The organism is Pseudomonas sp. B21-041, assembly GCF_024748675.1.
Lineage (GTDB): Bacteria > Pseudomonadota > Gammaproteobacteria > Pseudomonadales > Pseudomonadaceae > Aquipseudomonas > Aquipseudomonas neuropathica.
In genome coordinates, this window is record NZ_CP087175.1 from 2831046 (window position 1) to 2848301 (window position 17256).

Below are 17256 nucleotides of genomic sequence, written 5' to 3' on the forward strand. Positions count from 1 at the left end.
TATGTCGGAGGGAATGGCAGACGCCTGCGTCGCGACCGATATTTATGAGGCCATGATGTCATCGACCCCCTCCGTAGCCGACGGTGCAACCCAATCCGTAGGGTTTCTGCTGTTGGACAAATTTACCCTGATGTCATTGGCGTCCGCCGTCGAGCCATTGCGCATGGCCAATCAACTGACGGGGCGAACGCTGTATCGCTGGCATACCTTCAGCCCCAATGGCGCGGCGGTCTGGGCCAGCGATGGCGTGCCGATCACCCCGGATGGGTCGTGGAGCAATCCCTCCGTGGCGGACACGGTTATCGTCTGCGGTGGCGTCGGCATCCAGAGCGCAATTACCCGCGAGCACACGACGTGGCTGCAAGCTTTGGCGCGACAGTCCAAGCGCTTGGGCGGGGTCTGCACCGGTAGCTGGGCGCTCGCCAAAGCCGGGTTGCTCGACGGCTATGAGTGCAGCGTGCACTGGGAATTTCTGGCGGCGATGCAGGAAGCTTTTCCGCGTGTGAGCGTCAGCACCAGTCTGTTTACCCTCGACCGCAACCGCTTCACCAGCTCCGGCGGCACCGCGCCGCTGGACATGATGCTGCACCTGATTGCGCGCGATCATGGTCGTGAACTGGCCACCGCCATCTCCGAGATGTTCGTCTACGAGCGCATCCGCAATGAGCAGGATCACCAACGCGTACCGCTCAAGCATGTGGTCGGCACGCACCAGCCCAAGCTGCAAGAAGTGGTGGCGTTGATGGAGGCCAATCTCGAGGAACCGATCGATCTGGATAATCTGGCCGAATACGTCGACCTGTCACGGCGACAGCTGGAGCGGTTGTTTCAGAAATACCTGCAATGCACACCGTCGCGCTACTACTTGCGGTTGCGGCTGATTCGCGCACGACAACTGCTCAAGCAGACGTCCTTGTCGATCGTTGAGCTGGCGTACGTGTGTGGGTTCGTCTCAACGCCGCATTTCTCCAAATGCTACCGCGAGCACTTTGGCGTGCCGCCGAGTGATGAGCGCTCCGGCTCTGAGATGAGTCGCAAACCGGTAGCGCAGCCGTCAACAATCAAGCCGCTGACGACGCTCGACCAAGCGCGCAACGAATCGACGTTTGCCAGTGTTCGAATGATGGAGCGTGGCGATCTGGCGTCCACGGGATGATCGGTCGGTCCTGCTTCGACAGTTGATCACTGGAGATTTCGCATCCGTATAGTTCTTGCTCCATCAGGCGATTGCCAATAAACCCTCCCATTAAGGTCAATGAAGCCGGTGAGTCACCGGCACCAGGAGGGATCATGAACGCCACGCCAATTCCCGAAGGTTTCACCGCGTTTACCCGCAGCAGCCCGTTGCTTGATTTGCTGGGCCCGATCTACGCGAGGGGCAGCGGGCTGCAACTGGAACTGGGTTTATTGACCGACTCACGCCATGCGAATGGCCGTGGCACCTTGCATGGCGGGGTATTGGCGACGTTGGCCGATGTCGGGATGGGTTACGCCATGGCGTTTTCCAGCGACCCTCCACAGCCATTGATCACGGCGAGCATGACCCTAGATTACCTCGGCGCCGTAAAAATGAATGAGTGGCTGGAAGTGCGTTTGGAGTACTCGAAAAAAGGCCGGCAGTTGGCGTTTGCTGCTGTCAGTTTGCATGTTGGGGAGCGCACGGTGGCGCGGGCCAGTGCGGTGTTTGCGGTGCCAATGGGTTGAAAATGTGTGTCCATCAAAAGGTAGGTCATCGATGGAGTGCGTTTTGACGAATAGCGGGTAAATGTTTCCACGTCTTGGATAATTGCTTCTGGGCGATATCCGCACACGAATGACTGCTGTCGGCCAGAAGCTACCGTTCGAGAAACGCAGCTTCTGACCCATTACAGACATCAATTCATTGGCCACTGGTATAGATGAGCACAGCTATTAGCGCTGCGAATGGAGATAGCAGAATCAGTCCACCGACGACAACTGCCCAGCCCCAGGCAAAACCACTCTCACCCTTGAAACGGCCGCCACTCAGTAAGCCCAACACAAACACGCCAATTCGATGAGCTATCAAATCGATAATGAAGTCCATTGACCGTTTCTCCTTGCCGTTTTCCATGAAACGTCAGAACGTCCACTCCCGACCAATACTGACCACTCGATTCCGCTAGGTTCATCTGGAAGTAGACGGTGATACGAGTTGCTGAGTGCCAAAAAGATCAGCTCACTCGTAGGAAAAGTCCTACATTTCCGTCGGAAAAGCCTGAATTTTTGCCGCTAAATTTCCTGTTCAAATTTCTCCCCAGTGACTTTCGAGCGCCGGCTTGTTTAAGCCTGTCCTGAAAAAAATCAATGAATGAGAGATTTATGAACAGCATCTACCGAACTATATGGAATCGCACGTGCACCTATTTTACGGTGCCGTCGGAGTCGGCGTCTGGCGTATTAAAATCGCGAAACAGCGTTGCGCGCTTATCTTCAAGAGCCCCGGCTTTTCCCTTGAGCACGTTGTCTGCCAGCTTGTTGTTGGCCTTTTCCAGCATGGGGCACGCCACTGGTGTGCTCGTCGACGGTACGATCTATAACGGTACCGGGAAAATGGTGACATCAGGTGACAACAACCCTGCATTGCGGGTTATGAATGTCGGTGATGCGACTTGGAGCAACGGTATTCTCAGCACTTCAGGCACTGGCTTGGGCGCTGTGCTGGTAGAAACCAGCTCCACGCTGAACTTGATCGGCATGACCGTGAACTCCCTCATGGCCAATACGCCTGGGTTGGTGGCGTCTGGTGGCTCTAAGGTAAACCTTCAAAACACCGAGGTCGCTACGCTGGGCAACAGCGTCGCGTTGGATATCAAAGAAGCAAGCCAGCTAAGTGGTAACAATGTGCAGATCAATAGCACAGGTTCGGGCCTGCTCGTGACGAATGCGACGGCTGATGTCAGCAATCTCGATATCGTTACCCTCGGAGCCAACGGGTATGGAATTGCAACAACGGGGACCAGCAACGTCAACGTTCGCGGAGGCTCCATTGAAACCACCAATAGCAGGGGCTATGGAATATACGCCACCGCAGGCGGGACGGTGGTGGCGGACGATATTGCGATCAGTACTTCAGGGGGCAACAGTCGTGGAGCGCTGGCCTCAGGAGAGGGGGCTTACATAAGTCTGGACGGCGGCAGCATAACCACCACCGGATCAGGGTACGCCTATGGTGCTCAGGCATCCCAAGGGGCGACCGTTGATGTCAAGAACATGGACATCAACTCTAACGCCGAAGCCGTATTTGCTGATGTTGGAGGGACGGTGAATGTTGAGTCGTCAAACCTGCACTCAACGGCCACTGCCATCTCGGCCAAACAGGGAGGTGTGGTCAATGCGAACAATGTGAAGATCACCAGCGACGGATCAGGGCCTATGCTCCGGGCATCTGCAGGCTCAACCCTCAACTTGACTAACAGTGAAGTGGATTTAGGGGAACACGGCCTCTGGAGCAGCAAAATCGATGGCGGGAAAGCAACGTTCGATAATGTCCGCATCCACGGTGAGCACGGCGGCATCGGTCTCTACTCTGCATCTGGGGGTACTGTCATCGGTAAGAATGTCGATATCGCTCTCAATGGTAATGGCAGCTACGGTGTCTATGTAGGCACGGACGTCAGTTCATCGTTGAGCCTCGAAGACTCACGTGTTGTGGTCAATGGCACGACCGCTGTCGGGATCGCCGCTCTGACATCGGGCCAGCATAGCGTTCATCTCAAAAACAGCCTGGTCAGCTCCAATGACTATGCCATCAAAGGAGGGGTTCTCGCCGGTGTTGATGTGACCGCTGACGGTTCAACGATTGAAGGCAACATCTTGATGGGCTCCCGCAGCGTGGAGACTAGCGGCAAGAAAATCGAACGTATGACACTGGCCGCCACCAATGGGTCGCGACTGAAAGGCGACGTGTCGATCGATCATGATCACACGCTAGACAGCAGCATCAACCTTGAAAATGGTTCGACCTGGCAAGGTGCAGCGCAATGGCTGGATAAACTGGGTGTAAACAGTGGAAGCGCCTGGACAATGACTGGCGACTCTTCGTTGGGTGCTCTTTCGTTGAACGACGGCCGTGTCAATTTCGACCACGCCAACGGCTTGTTCAAAACGCTGACGGTGGGCAATTTGAGCGGCAATGGCAGCTTCTTGCTCAACACTGACCTGGCAACGCTGCAAGGCGACTTGCTCAAGGTTGAAGGACAAGTTGACGGGGAGCACACGCTGATCGTTGCCGATTCCGGCCACCAGGCCCAAGGTGGTGCACTGATGCTGGTGGATACCAACGGCGGCGCGGGCAAGTTCGATTTGTACGGCGGCAAAGTCGACGTGGGTGCCTTCCGTTATGGCCTCGAACAGCGTGGCGATGACTGGTACCTGGCTGGCACTGCACAGGATGCGGGCGGTGGCGAGGGGCCAGTGGGTGATACCGCTGGCGGTGCCGGAGACATCGTTGCGCCCATTGAACCCATTATCAGCAATCCTCAACCAGAGAACCTGAGTAAGGGCGCGAACGCTGCCATCGCTCAACAGGCGGCGGCCACGGGACTCATCGGTGCGCAGATGAACGCCTTGACCAAACGACTGGGCGAGTTGCGTATGGGTAATGATGAGGGCGGTCTGTGGACACGTGGCTTCGGCAAGGAGCAGCGCATCGATACAGGTTCCAGCCGTGCCTTTGAGCAGCAGGTCAACGGTTTCGAGATCGGCGCCGACAAGGCCATTCCTTTCTACAACGGCAAGCTGTACCTCGGCGGTATGGCCGGACAAGGTGAGGCTCGTCAGAACTTCGGCGAAGGCAGCAAAGGCCACATCGACAGCGCCATGCTCGGCACCTATGCCACCTACATCGACCAAAACGGCGTGTACGTTGACAGCGTGCTGAAATACACCCACTTAGACAACAAGGTCGACATCACCAGCAATATGGGCCAGAAGGTCGACGGTAAATACAAGAATCACGCAGTAGCGGCGAGTGTAGAAGTTGGCAAGCAAATCGATCTTGGACAAGGCTGGTTCGTTGAGCCACAACTGGAACTGCAAGCGTTCCGTGTGGGCAGTGGCGATTACACCGCAAGCAATGGCTTGAAAGTCGAACAGGATGCCGTTACTTCTGTTCAGAGCCGAGTTGGCAGCCTGTTCGGTCGTAACATGAAGCTGGATAACGGTATGACTGTGCAGCCATACGCCAAAGCATCGTGGATTACCGAACATGCCGGTGACAGCCATGTGAGCGTCAACGACGTAAGTCTGGACAGCAAATTGCCAGGTTCGCGGGCCGAAATCGGTGGCGGGGCGATCCTGCAAACCGCCGAGAAGCACAAGTTCTTCATCGACGCGGAATACACCAAAGGCGATGGTATCGAACAGCCTTATTCGGTGAACCTCGGCTACCGCTACGCTTGGTAAAAGCCTCTCCTGAAGGCAGTTTCAGATAAAGCGAACAGGACCCGGATCTTTGAATTCGGGTCTTGTTCGTTTGTATTTTTGTTGATGACAATCGGCAGGTTCATTTCGTTATTTCAAACAAGAAACGATTCCTTCCCAGGAAAGTAAGCGCACCTGGGGCAATTGGGGCAAATGACTAATATGCAATTGACGTTTTTGTTGGCCATTGGACGTTTAGACCACTTTCCGATAATGGCCGATAGCAGTCGCTCACAAGCGACTGCTCCCCACTCAGCCCCACACCCTCAAGCCTGATCCATCGCCGTCGCCACGCCCTGATCCTCACCCAGAAACCCACCACTCTGATGCTGCCAGAGCCGCGCATAAATACCGTTTCTGCTCAGCAACTCAGTGTGCGTCCCTTGCTCGATAATCCGCCCCTCATCCATGACAATCAGTCGATCCATCGCCGCAATCGTCGACAGCCGATGGGCAATCGCGATCACGGTTTTGCCCTGCATCATTTCATCGAGGCTTTCCTGGATGGCGACTTCGACTTCCGAGTCCAGCGCGCTGGTGGCTTCGTCGAGCAGCAGGATCGGCGCGTTCTTCAGCATCACTCGGGCGATGGCGATGCGTTGGCGCTGGCCGCCGGAGAGTTTGATGCCGCGCTCGCCGACCAGCGTGTCGTAGCCGCTGTGGCCCTGCTTGTCGCTCAGTTGGCTGATGAAGCCGTCGGCCTGCGCGTTCGCGGCGGCGCGGCGGATATCTTCGTCGGTGGCGTCCGGGCGGCCGTAGGCGATGTTGTCGCGAATCGAGCGGTGCAGCAGCGACGTGTCTTGGGTGACCATGCCGATGGCGCTGCGCAGACTGTCTTGCGTCACGTGCGCGATGTTTTGGCCGTCGATGCGGATTTCACCGCTGTCGACATCATAAAAGCGCAGCAGCAGATTGATCAGCGTCGATTTGCCCGCACCGGAGCGGCCGACCAGGCCGATTTTCTCGCCAGCGCGGATGCTCAGGCTCAAGTTGTCGAGGACCTGACGTTCACCGTTGTAGTTGAAGTTCACCTTGTCGAACGTCACCGCGCCGCCCGCCGGCACCAGCACGCCGGCGTTCGGTGCGTCCTGCACTTTGGGGCCACGGGTGAGGGTGGCCATGCCGTCCTGCACGGTGCCGATGTTTTCGAACAGCGACGTCATCTGCCACATGATCCAGTGCGACATGCCGTTGATGCGCAGCGCCATGGCGGTGATCGCCGCCACTGCACCGGTCCCGACCTGGCCCAGATGCCACAGCCACAGGGCATAGCCGCCGGCACCGATAATCAGCCCGACCACCAGCGCCTGATTGACGATCTCGAACTGGCTGACCAGACGCATCTGGCGGAACCCGGTGAGTTTGAAATCCTCCATCGCCGCGCGTGCGAAGTGCGCTTCACGCTTGGAGTGCGAGAACAGTTTTACCGTGGTGATGTTGGTGTAGGCGTCGGCAATGCGCCCGGTCATCGACGATCGCGCATCAGCCTGCTCCTGACCGACCTGGCCCAGACGCGGCACAAAGTACACCATGGCCAACCCGAACAACGCGACCCAGATAATGAACGGCAGCATCAGTTTCAGGGCAAAGCCGCCGGCCAGGGCGATGATCGCAATGAAGTAAACGCCGATGCCCGGTGCGATTTCGATGAGGGTGAACAACACTTCGCGCACGGCCAGTGCGGTCTGCATGACCTTGGTCGTGACCCGTCCGGAGAACTCATCGGAAAAGAACGAAAGGCTTTGCCGCAGCATCAACCGATGGAAGTCCCAGCGTAGCCGCAACGGCAAATTGATTGCCAGGATCTGGTGCTGAACCATGGTGCGCAGCGCCACCAGCCCGATGCTGATAAACAGCACAATACCGATGCCCCACAGCACACGACTTTCCTGCGCGTTGACTCCACCGCCGGCCTGCCACGTCGAGAGCAGATCGACGACCTGGCCGAGAAAGGAAAACAGCCAGGCTTCGTAGATCGACACGCCGGCACTGAGCAGCGCCAGCGCGAGGATATAACCGCGTGCACCGCGCGTGCAGGCCCACAGGAACCGCATCAGGCCGACGGGCGGAGGCGGTGCTTCGTCGGGAGGAAATGGGTCGAGCCGTTGTTCAAACACGCGCAGCATTGTGGTCTCCGAAATCATCAGGGTCAGGGGATTCTGCCATTGAATCGCGGTGTTGCGGGTTTGCATGTCACCGACTTGTCCCCATCGAGTGTCGTTGCCCGGGATCACTGCGGCGGAGAACCCCACGGATTCCGGGGCATGCCGATCAGCTAAGCTGTTTGCTCAGACGACTTGAGCAGCGCGCGATGCAGCGAACAAATCCGGTTTCATGTTGGGAGTCGATGGACAAAGTAAATGTTTAATTTCTTTTTGACGTTTTTGTTCGTGTTGATCCCCACGGCGTCGCTTTCGCTCGACAGTTACCTGCGTTACCGAGTCGCCAGAAACAAACCGGTGAGCAACGTCTGGAAGGGCTGTAATCATTTGCTTTCCATTCTGCTGCTCATGCAGTTGCTTGGCTTGGCGCTGTACTTCTTCTATATCGCCTGAGCGTGGTGATTGTCGGCCTTCCAGGGAGAGGAACCGTACGTGATCCCTAATTATCGAATTCGCTTCTACTCGCTCATTGGTGCGCTGTTATGCCTGCTCGGGGCGTGGGCCAGTGCTGATGCGATACACAGCGCCGCGACCCTTTGGCAGTTCGACGTCACGACGGGGCGAGGCGTTTCCAAAGTCCGAGAGCACTTGGTCTTCGATCAACAGCCATGGCGCTTCGGTTTTTATCTGCTGATGACCATTGCCGTTTTTATTGCCTCGACGGGTGCTGGGCTGTGGTTGTGCTGGGGTGTTTTGCGCGGGCGGCGGGCGTTCAAGCGCTGGAGTGGGAAGTTCCGTTAATTGTTGGCTCGTTTTGATAGAGGTGGTCGATATGGTGAGTTTGGGGGCCGCACTGTTGGTGATAGGCGTGGGGCTGATTTTGTATGTATCCGATATGTTCGGGTATTCCAGGTCCGTAAACGCCGAACGAGCGCAATTGAAGTCTGCACAGTTGCTAACCAAGGAGCAGAGGGATAATCGCCGTTATTATCAGTGGGCAGGCGCAGGGAAAGTTGTCGGTGTGCTTGCGATAGCGGCAGGACTTTTAATCCTGGCTGTCTTTGCTTGAGCAGCAAAAAATATCGCGCGAAGTTCCCCTTTCAACGAGGCGCGGAAGCTTCTCGCATTTGTTGCGAACCAACTGCCTCGACCCGCGCCGAAATCCACTTGCGACTGTACGCCAGCACACCTTGAGCGATGGCCGTGGGAAAGTGGATAAAGCCATGCGGCGAGTCGGGCAACATATACATTTCGACCCGCGCCGATTGTGCCCAGCGCCTGGCGATGTCGAGGGTGTCGTCGCGCAGTGGATCGAGTTCGCCGGCAAACAGCAGCGCGGGCGGGAAACCGGCGAAGTCGCCGTACAGCGGAGAGAGCGGTGGCTGTCGGCGCTGCTCGTCAGTCAGCTCAGGCGTCAGCAAGCGTAACGCCTCGACCATGCCGGGGCCGTCCAGCACCAGCGTGTCGGCAGGCGCGCTGCGCACACTTGGCGTGCCGGTCAGGTCGTAGACGCCGTAGTACAGCAGTGCGCCGCTAATTCTTTGCAGCAGATCGGGCCATTGTTTCAGCGCCAACAGGGTCGCCGCCGCCAGATGACCGCCCGCCGATTCACCGACCACCACGACGGGCAGCCCGGCAAACTCCTCCTCGTGCAATAACCAGCGAGTGGCGTTGAGGCAATCTTCCAGCAGTCCTTCGATGGGCGTGGACACGGCCAGTCGATAATCCACCGAGACCACGGTCACCTGGCAGCTGTCGACGATGGCCGCGTTGAAGTTGTCGTCCATTTGCGCGTTGCCGATTACCCAGCCGCCACCGTGAAAATCCAGTACCACGCCTTTCGCCGGGCCCTTGGGGCGGATGATCCGCACGGGCACTTTATCGATCAGTCGGCGCTCAGCTGTCAGGCCAAATTTGCCCAACACGCCGGAGCCGCCGATCTGGCTGACGCGCAACAGCGCCTGAATCAAGCGTGGCGTCAGGCGGTTGCGGATCTTGAACCGCGGCAGCCAGGCCAGCTTCCTGTTGAAGGCGCGCACCTGCACCAACTCGCGCTCGCCCTGCGGCCATGGCGTTGCACTGCCCCGATTGGCACTGCTCATCAGCGGTTCTTGATCAGGATGGAAAAATTCAACGCCGCCGCCACACACAGCCACGCCAGATAAGGAAACAGGATCAAGCCAGTGATCAGGTCCAGTTGTATCGCCAGCACCACCATCGCCGCGACCACCAGCCACAACACGGTGAGAATCACCATCGCTGCCAACACCTGATGCGCACCGAAGAACACCGGCGTCCACAGCGTGTTCAGCGCAATCTGCGCCGCCCACAACGCCAGCACGGTCTGGCTGCCGGGGATCAGGCTCAAGCGGTAACCGGCCCAGGCCAGCAGCAGATAGATAATCGTCCAGGCCACCGGGAACGCCCAATTGGGCGGGGTGAAACCGGGTTTGTTCAGCCCTTCGTACCACGGCCCCGGTTTGAACATCACGCCGGTGGTTGCCGCCGCTGCGCAGGCCAGAAGAAAAATGAAAAAGGTCATCGCCAGTCCTTGGCTGAAATCAGCCGGTTGGGGGTTTAAGAAAGGGACGCCTGGGCAAGGAAAAAGTTTGCCATGAATTCAGATTGGCCAGAGAGGCGATTCAATTTGAACTAAAAACTGACCATCGCGTCAGGATAATCAGTGCCTCTTCCTACTGACGTGGATGACATCATGTACACCTATCACATCAAATATCTATTCAACGGCGAGCCTCGGACTTTTCTGCTTGAACTCAAGGAGCAGCAGTTGGCCGAGCATGAGGCTGCGATGCATCTGCTGGAATTGCATCTGGGCGATGCGGAAAACGGCTTGATCATGCCTACAGCGGATTCAACGCCCGAGCAGATTCTTGAACACGCCGAGCGAGTAGGGATTACGGAGATTGAGGTTTTCAGCCAGACCAATTGAAGCAGGCTGACGGCAAACCCATCGCGCGACCGAAGATGGGTTTGTCCGCGTGTTTATGCGCGCTTAAACCGGCATCGCTGCTTCCTGCGCATCGTGCTCCACTTGCGCGCACTCTCGATAGAACCGAAAAAACTCCTCCGCCGGCATCGCCTTGGCAAAAAGCCAACCCTGCCCAAACTGCACACCCTGACGGCGCAAGTAATCGCGCTGCGCTTCGGTCTCGATACCTTCAGCAACGATCTGCAAACGTAAACTCTTGGCCATTTCGATGATGTGGCCGGTCACGGTGCCGGTCGCGGCATCCTGATCGATATTGTCGACGAACGACTTGTCGATCTTCAGCACATCCAGCGGCAGTTGCTGCAAATGCTGCAGGCTGGAAAACCCGGTGCCGAAATCGTCGATGGCCGCTAGATAACCCAGCTCGCGGGCATGGTTGACCGTGGCCCGAGCGGCGTCGATCTCTACAAAACCGCGCTCTGTTGCCTCCAGCCAAATCTGATGCTGCTGCACGTTGGCCCGGTCCAGCGCGGCCTCCAGTTTCGGCAGGAAGCGGCCGCTGCTGACGTCTTTCGCCGCCAGGTTGATTGCCACGTGCAGACTGCGTTCCTTGACCAGCAGCGGACCGAGATCGTCCATCACGTGGTCAATCACTTGATCGGTGATCGGCAGAATCAAACCGCTGTGCTCGGCCAGTGGGATAAACGCATCGGGGCAGACCCGCGTACCGTCCGGGTGCTGCCAACGCACCAGTGCCTCAGCGCCGACGCAGGCGCCGTCGTCCAAGCGAATAATCGGTTGATAGTGAACGACGAACTCGCGATTACGCACCGCCAGTTGCAATTCGGCCAGCGGCGACAGGCGTTGGCGAGTGCGGCGCACGATCAGCAACACCAGCAGGCCGGCGAGTAAACCGCCGATGGGCAGCATCAGCATTTCCCGGCGAACCAAGCCCTGCATCAACTCATGGCGTGACAGCGCGGCGATGGCGACCCAGTCGCCGCTGTGCACGAGGGTGTAGAGGTAGCCGTCGTCGAGCCCCGAGTGCGGACCAGAATGCACCCGAGCGAGAAAGTGTTCCGCGCCGGGGCGCGAGGCGCTGACCAGTTGCCCGGCAGCGGTGCCGACGGCCAGATGCAGATCCTCATCGAGCGTTACATGCAGGAACTGCTGGGGATCGACCAGCACATTGAACGCGGCGTATTGCAGCGCCATCATCGGCTTGGCCGCGACGATGCGCGACTGCACACCGAGGGATACGCGCACGCCGTCGGAGGTGATGAAGTCTTCCTGCCACGGCGTCGCATGCTGGCCGACCGTACCCCACGAACCGCAGGCGTAAATCTCTTCTTCGACGTAACCGATCGACTTCACTGACAGGGTGTTGATGGTCAGCAGTCGCATCTCGTCGATGCTCTCGGGCGTGCAGGGGGCGAGGTTCGAACCGGCGACGCTCTTCAACGCACCGGCCGCTTCGCTGAAGGTGCCATTGGCGCGGCTGGAGGCCACCGCCGCGAGGGTTTCCAGACGTTGCTGCGCAGCCACCAGATTCAACATCCAGGCGACATAACCCATCAAAAGTACCGGAAGCAAGACACACGGAAGGCCCAGGAGAATGCTCCCCCAGACAATGCGTTTTTTGTTCATTTAGCGCCACCTTGGCCACAAGGCCTGTGACGTGCGCACAGCACGGCTGTTTTCAGCCCGTTCAGAATACCGCCGCCGGGATCGGCGGATATTGTTGTAGATCAACTATTCCAATGCCGGCCTTCAATCCCTGTGGCTTGCTCCCACAGGTTTGTGGCAAACCACAGATCTCCAGTAGCCCAAAGAACCCTGTAGGAGTGAGCCTGCTCGCGATCGCGGTCTATCTGCCACATCATTGCTAAATGACCCACCGCTATCGCGAGCAGGCTCACTCCTACAAAATTTGTGTCAAATTCAGGATATCCAGCAATCCCGAGCTCCTAGAGTGTCGCCGCTCAAACTCCACCATCCGACCCGATGGACAATTCACGCACCCCACGGCCCATTCGCGCAGGCATTTTCGTGCTACGCGAATTTGTCATATTTCGTGTCAGTTCAGTGCAGATAGTAGGCAGCCCTACGCTAACCGAAATGAGGCTGCACTGTGTTTCAACGTCTTCTGTGTTCGCTGTCCGTACTGAGCCTGTCCATCGCCGCCGCCCATGCTGCCGAGGCTGTACCGCTCGACACGCCGCGCCTGCAAGGCATCGACAACTTCCGCGACGTCGCCGGCATCACCACCGCGTACACCACGGCCCACGACGGCACGATGCGCGCCGGGGTGTTCTACCGTTCCAACGCGCTGACGCCGACCGCCGCCGATCTGGCGATTCTCAACGGCCTCGGCATCAAAGCCGTTTACGACTTGCGTACCCCCAGCGAAATCGCCGCCACCCCCGACACCATGATCAGCGGCGCAACCTGGCAGAACATCGACATCATCGGCAGCACCACCTCCGGCTCGAACATCACCAACATCTCCTTCAAAAGCGCCGCCGACGCCATCGCCATGATGGAACAGACCAACCGCGCCTTCGTCAGCGACGCCGGCATGCGCGGCCAGTTCGGCAAGCTGTTCAATGAACTCGCCAGCGTCGACGCCGCGCAACTGTTCCACTGCACCGCCGGCAAGGACCGCACCGGCTGGACCGCCGCCGTGTTGCAGAGCATCGCCGGGGTCGACAACGCGACCATCATGGCCAATTACCTCGCCACCAACGACTACACCGCCGCCCGCGTCGCCGCCACGCTCAAAGCGCTGCCGCCGAGCATGGCCGCGATCTACGAGCCGCTGCTCGGCGTGCAGGCCAGCTACCTGCAGGCCGGCCTCGACGAAGTCACCGCGCAATACGGCAGCATGGACAACTACCTCAAACAAGGTCTCGGTCTGTCGCAGGAAACCATTTACGTCCTGCGCGGCAAACTGGTCGAATACAACAGCCTGCCGGGTCAGGCCGGGCTGATCGGCAACGCCGCCGCTGGCGCCGAACTGCTTCGCCAATTGCAGAACAGCAACCTGTCCGGCACCTACAGCGCCTACAACTACTACCTGCAATCGGCCATTGATGCCGGCACCCTCGGCGGTGTCGAATCCCAGGTCGGCGGCCAGGTTCACGCCGACGCCGCCAGCTACCTGCTGCGCCAAAACGCAATGATCGAACAAGCCGCTGCACCATTCGCCAGCGGCACTGACCTCAAGGTCGGCCAATATCGCCTCTGGACCACCGCGCTCGCCGGCTACCTCGGCACCGACGGCTCGGCCCACGCCGAGAGCAGCAACGAACACAGCCAAGGCCTGATGGTCGGCATCACCCAGCGCTTCAGCGAACAACTCAGTGCACGCGGCGGCTTCGGCTACAGCAAAGGCACGGTCGGTGGCGCGGGTGGTGAAGCCGATACCGACTTCACCTTCCTCAACATCGGCGCCCGCTACGGTTTCACCAGCCTTGAACAAGGCCTGTTCCTCGACGCCAACGCCAGCGCCGGCTACGTCGACTACGACAGCAAACGCGACCTCGGCGGCGGCCTCGGCACCGCGAAGGGCGATACCCACGGTAACCTCACCGGCGCCACCGCAGCCCTCGGCTACCGCGCCCCGCTCAACGGCATGACTTTCGAACCGAGCCTCGGTTTCCGCATCAGCCACCTCGACCTGAACGGCTTCAAAGAGAAGGGCAGCGAACTGGCGCTCGACGTCGACGACAACACCGCCACCCACCGCAGCGCTGTCGCCAACCTCAACGTCGCCTTCGCCCCGGTGGCGATGGGCGCATGGCAACTGGTGCCGGGCGTGCAAGTGGGTTACGAACGCACACTGGGCGACAACCAGGTCGACAGCCAAAGCCGCCTGCTGGGCCTCGACATCGAACAACGCGCCGCGTTTGATAATCGCGACCAGTTCAGCGGCGGCGTCAACCTCATGGCCAGCCTCGGCGCCCTCAGCCTCGGCGCAGAAGTCGGCGCCAATGGCGGTGGCGACAGCCACGGCTTCAACGGCGGCCTCAAGGCCAGCTACGCCTTCTAAAAGACACACGGGATCAAGGATGACCCCAATAAACCCCCCCCAAAAAACCAATGTGGGAGCGAGCCTGCTCGCGAAAGCGCCAGACCAGTCAACATCAACATCAACTGACCCAGCGCCTTCGCGAGCAAGCTCGCTCCCACAAATTTGATTCCATCCAATAGCAGCCAATCAAAAGCCCCTCACCCTAACCCTCTCCCGAAGGGAGAGGGGACTGACCGAGGCGTCTTGCGTCATTCATCGACCTGAAAGATCAAGGCGATTATGGATTCAAAGCAAGACTCTCAGTTCGGTGTAGATCTTCAATATCCCCGGCTCGGTCCCCTCTCCTTGGGGAGAGGGCTAGGGTGAGGGTGAGGGGAAAGCCGTTACCGCAAAATCAACTGGCCAACTCGGTCAAACGCCTCCGCGCCCACTCCTCGATCAACCGCGCCGGCGTGCCATCCCCACGCTTAGCGACCCATCGGCGCGGTGCGACGTTTAGCTAAATCTTCTCACCACACGTTACCTTGCAAACCTGTTACCCAATCACCCCCGAGCCCGAAACTCCGCTGGACTCACCCCAAAAGCCCCCTGAAAATACTGACAAAACCGCCCCACATTACTAAACCCAAACCGCAACGCCACCTCCGTCACCGACCCCGAACCCCGCCGCTTCAAAGCATCATAAGCCCGCTCCAGCCGCACCTGCCGCTGATACGCCACAATCGACATCCCGACAAACCGCCGAAATCCCTCCTGCAACGCGCGCTGACTGACATGGCTCAACCGCGCCAGATCCACACCACTGACCAACTGCTCCGGATGCGCCTGAATAAACTCCACCGCCAACTTCACATGCCGTGGCGCAACCATCGGCGCCGGCCGCTGCAACGCCTCGGAAAAATTGTGCGGCCAAGCCTCCAGCACCGCATCAACCAACATCTCGCGCAACCGCGACGGCATCAGCGTCCCGCTGTTGAGCAACAAATCAAACTCCGTCCCCGTGGCCAGATCAATCAACGCCCGAATCCCCTGAAACGCTGCGGTGTTCAGGTCCACGCTGGGTGCAAAAACGATCTTCTGCAGAATCGGTTTATCCAACAGCATCGACAACCGCTCAGTGAGTTGATGACGATTGATCGACATGCCGTGATGCGCATGATCATCAACAAAGCGCATCGTACGAATGTCGGCCTTATCAACCGCCAGGCCCACATGCGTCACACCGATGGACTCGGTCGCGTGGTTGAAGACAATCTTGCCCGCCGTAGGGATCACAAACGTGATCTCATCCTGCGGATCGGGAAACGAAACGCTGAAATCGCCGTGGTAATGCATGCGCCGGAAACTGACGCCATCGTGCCGCCCGTAAACGCCGCCGATAATGATGTTCGACGGCAGCGGCGGGGAGTCGGAATAACGGTTGCCGAAGAATCGGGAGAACAGCGCGCCGAAGTCATCGGAACGGAGATTGTCGGAGCGCAGGATGATTGGCTGGCGAACGGGAGTCGGAAACACCTTGGCGGCACCTTCGGTTGGGGGCTCTAGGACTGGGGTGTAGGGCAGGGCGCCGAGCAGATTAGCAGAGGCAATATGACGCGTTTGTGACAGTCGGAAACATGTCGTTACAGCGCCGCCCCACGTTTACGCAACGGACACTCGGCAGGCCATGGCCGACATGGCAACCTGCTCGCAACTGTACTCAGCAAAAAAACCAAGGCATCGCGCCGAGCGCCCAGCCTTGTTTACCGAGACCTGAAAGCATTCAAGTTAATTGGAGCGGCAATGCAAGCCAACACGCAAACACTCCCCATCAGCCTGACCCCGGAACTCAACTTCGACCACACCGCCGCCAGCGCTTTCGGCGAATCGCTGGCCAGCGAATACACCCAGGCCACGCCATTCCCGCACATCGTCATCGATAACTTCCTGCAAGCAGACGTCATCGCCAGCATCCGCGAACACTTCCCGGTCGAACCGACCCACAACGAACAAACCTACGAGCGCGGCTACAAAGGCCAACTCAAACGCCAGATCAGCCCCAACGCCTGCAGCCCTTACCTGAAGAACGTCTTCAACACCTTCAACTCCGCACCCATGCTGGAATTCCTCGAAAAACTCACCGGCATACAAGGCCTGATTCCTGACCCTTACTTCGCGGGCGGCGGCCTGCACGAAACCAAAACCGGCGGCTTCCTCGGCGTGCACTCTGATTTTCGGCTGAACAAAAAGCTCAACGTTGAGCGACGGTTGAACGTGATTATTTACCTGACCGAGGATTGGCAAGAGGCGTACGGCGGCAACCTGGAGCTTTGGGATGTGGGGATGAAGAAGTGCCTGAAGAAGGTGCTGCCGATTTATAACCGGTGTGTGATTTTCAATACGGATAAGGACAGTAATCACGGGCATCCGGAGCCGTTGACTACGCCGGAGCACATCACTCGGCGGTCGATTGCGCTTTATTACTACACGGCGAGTGGGGTGGGCGGGGAGCCGGGGCAGAGGAATAAAACGCACTATAAGCCGCGGCCGAAGGATCGGTGGAGTTTGGGGTATTACTTGAATAAATTGTTTAAGAAGAAGGGGTGAAGGCTCATACACATTCTGTGTTCTTGCTGATTTTATGCGCACGGATTTGTGCAGGAAATTGGGGGCGGCAGCCATTGTCAAGATGGCGGTCGGCGCCGGCTTCCTGAGCTACACATTACCTTCCGTTCCCCGCGACGTATTGA

General features: G+C 58.5%; 14 protein-coding genes. 8 read left to right on the forward strand and 6 right to left on the reverse strand.

The genetic code is table 11. The features are described 5' to 3' along the window. Nucleotides 1-55 precede the first annotated feature (55 nt). Both LOY43_RS12615 and LOY43_RS12620 read left to right on the forward strand, forming a co-directional pair. A complete protein-coding gene (locus tag LOY43_RS12615) occupies nucleotides 56-1156 on the forward strand; it encodes a GlxA family transcriptional regulator (protein ID WP_095049986.1) in 1101 nt (366 codons plus the stop codon). 134 nt (nucleotides 1157-1290) lie between these two features. Beyond that, the gene (locus LOY43_RS12620) at nucleotides 1291-1704 is read left to right on the forward strand and encodes a PaaI family thioesterase (protein WP_258709756.1); all 414 of its coding nucleotides are present in this window, start codon (nucleotides 1291-1293) and stop codon (nucleotides 1702-1704) included. Between the two features lie 175 nt (nucleotides 1705-1879). On the opposite strand, the gene LOY43_RS12625 is transcribed toward LOY43_RS12620, so the two are convergent. Then, nucleotides 1880-2065, reverse strand: a complete 186-nt coding sequence (locus LOY43_RS12625) for a hypothetical protein (protein ID WP_095049917.1) — start codon at nucleotides 2063-2065, stop codon at nucleotides 1880-1882. 275 nt (nucleotides 2066-2340) lie between these two features. Here LOY43_RS12625 and LOY43_RS12630 point away from each other — a divergent pair, with 275 nt between their 5' ends. Beyond that, nucleotides 2341-5424, forward strand: coding sequence for an autotransporter outer membrane beta-barrel domain-containing protein (locus LOY43_RS12630; protein WP_258709757.1), 3084 nt, complete (start codon nucleotides 2341-2343; stop codon nucleotides 5422-5424). Between the two features lie 284 nt (nucleotides 5425-5708). On the opposite strand, the gene LOY43_RS12635 is transcribed toward LOY43_RS12630, so the two are convergent. After that, complete coding sequence (locus LOY43_RS12635) at nucleotides 5709-7568, reverse strand: ABC transporter ATP-binding protein (protein WP_116255724.1); 1860 nt, start codon at nucleotides 7566-7568, stop codon at nucleotides 5709-5711. A gap of 234 nt (nucleotides 7569-7802) precedes the next feature. On the opposite strand from LOY43_RS12635, the gene LOY43_RS12640 reads away from it, so the two are divergent. Together LOY43_RS12640 and LOY43_RS12645 are read left to right on the forward strand one after the other, a co-directional pair. Next, the gene (locus tag LOY43_RS12640; RefSeq protein ID WP_093433302.1) at nucleotides 7803-7997 is read left to right on the forward strand and encodes a hypothetical protein; all 195 of its coding nucleotides are present in this window, start codon (nucleotides 7803-7805) and stop codon (nucleotides 7995-7997) included. 39 nt (nucleotides 7998-8036) lie between these two features. Then, nucleotides 8037-8345 carry a hypothetical protein gene (locus LOY43_RS12645; RefSeq protein ID WP_258709758.1) on the forward strand — a complete coding sequence of 103 codons (309 nt, stop codon included), beginning with the start codon at nucleotides 8037-8039 and terminating at the stop codon, nucleotides 8343-8345. Nucleotides 8346-8644: 299 nt separating this feature from the next. Here LOY43_RS12645 and LOY43_RS12650 read toward each other — a convergent pair whose 3' ends face one another. Next, complete coding sequence (locus LOY43_RS12650; RefSeq protein ID WP_258709759.1) at nucleotides 8645-9646, reverse strand: alpha/beta hydrolase; 1002 nt, start codon at nucleotides 9644-9646, stop codon at nucleotides 8645-8647. After that, on the reverse strand, nucleotides 9646-10086 hold the full coding sequence (tspO, locus tag LOY43_RS12655; protein ID WP_007916213.1) for a tryptophan-rich sensory protein TspO: 441 nt from the start codon (nucleotides 10084-10086) through the stop codon (nucleotides 9646-9648). Before tspO ends, LOY43_RS12650 begins: the two co-directional genes overlap by 1 nt. A 141-nt stretch (nucleotides 10087-10227) precedes the next feature. Here tspO and LOY43_RS12660 point away from each other — a divergent pair, with 141 nt between their 5' ends. Then, nucleotides 10228-10494: a hypothetical protein gene (locus LOY43_RS12660; protein ID WP_095126410.1), complete on the forward strand. Its 267-nt coding sequence runs from the start codon at nucleotides 10228-10230 to the stop codon at nucleotides 10492-10494. A 63-nt stretch (nucleotides 10495-10557) separates the two neighbouring features. Here LOY43_RS12660 and LOY43_RS12665 read toward each other — a convergent pair whose 3' ends face one another. Continuing rightward, nucleotides 10558-12069, reverse strand: coding sequence for an EAL domain-containing protein (locus LOY43_RS12665; RefSeq protein ID WP_258709760.1), 1512 nt, complete (start codon nucleotides 12067-12069; stop codon nucleotides 10558-10560). A 556-nt stretch (nucleotides 12070-12625) separates the two neighbouring features. Between LOY43_RS12665 and LOY43_RS12670 the strand changes: the two genes are divergently transcribed. Next, nucleotides 12626-14545, forward strand: a complete 1920-nt coding sequence (locus LOY43_RS12670) for a tyrosine-protein phosphatase (RefSeq protein ID WP_258709761.1) — start codon at nucleotides 12626-12628, stop codon at nucleotides 14543-14545. 525 nt (nucleotides 14546-15070) lie between these two features. Here the strand turns inward: LOY43_RS12670 and LOY43_RS12675 are convergent. After that, on the reverse strand, nucleotides 15071-16042 hold the full coding sequence (locus LOY43_RS12675; RefSeq protein ID WP_258709762.1) for an AraC family transcriptional regulator: 972 nt from the start codon (nucleotides 16040-16042) through the stop codon (nucleotides 15071-15073). 267 nt (nucleotides 16043-16309) lie between these two features. On the opposite strand from LOY43_RS12675, the gene LOY43_RS12680 reads away from it, so the two are divergent. Beyond that, the gene (locus tag LOY43_RS12680) at nucleotides 16310-17113 is read left to right on the forward strand and encodes a 2OG-Fe(II) oxygenase (protein WP_258709763.1); all 804 of its coding nucleotides are present in this window, start codon (nucleotides 16310-16312) and stop codon (nucleotides 17111-17113) included. Nucleotides 17114-17256: the final 143 nt, after the last annotated feature.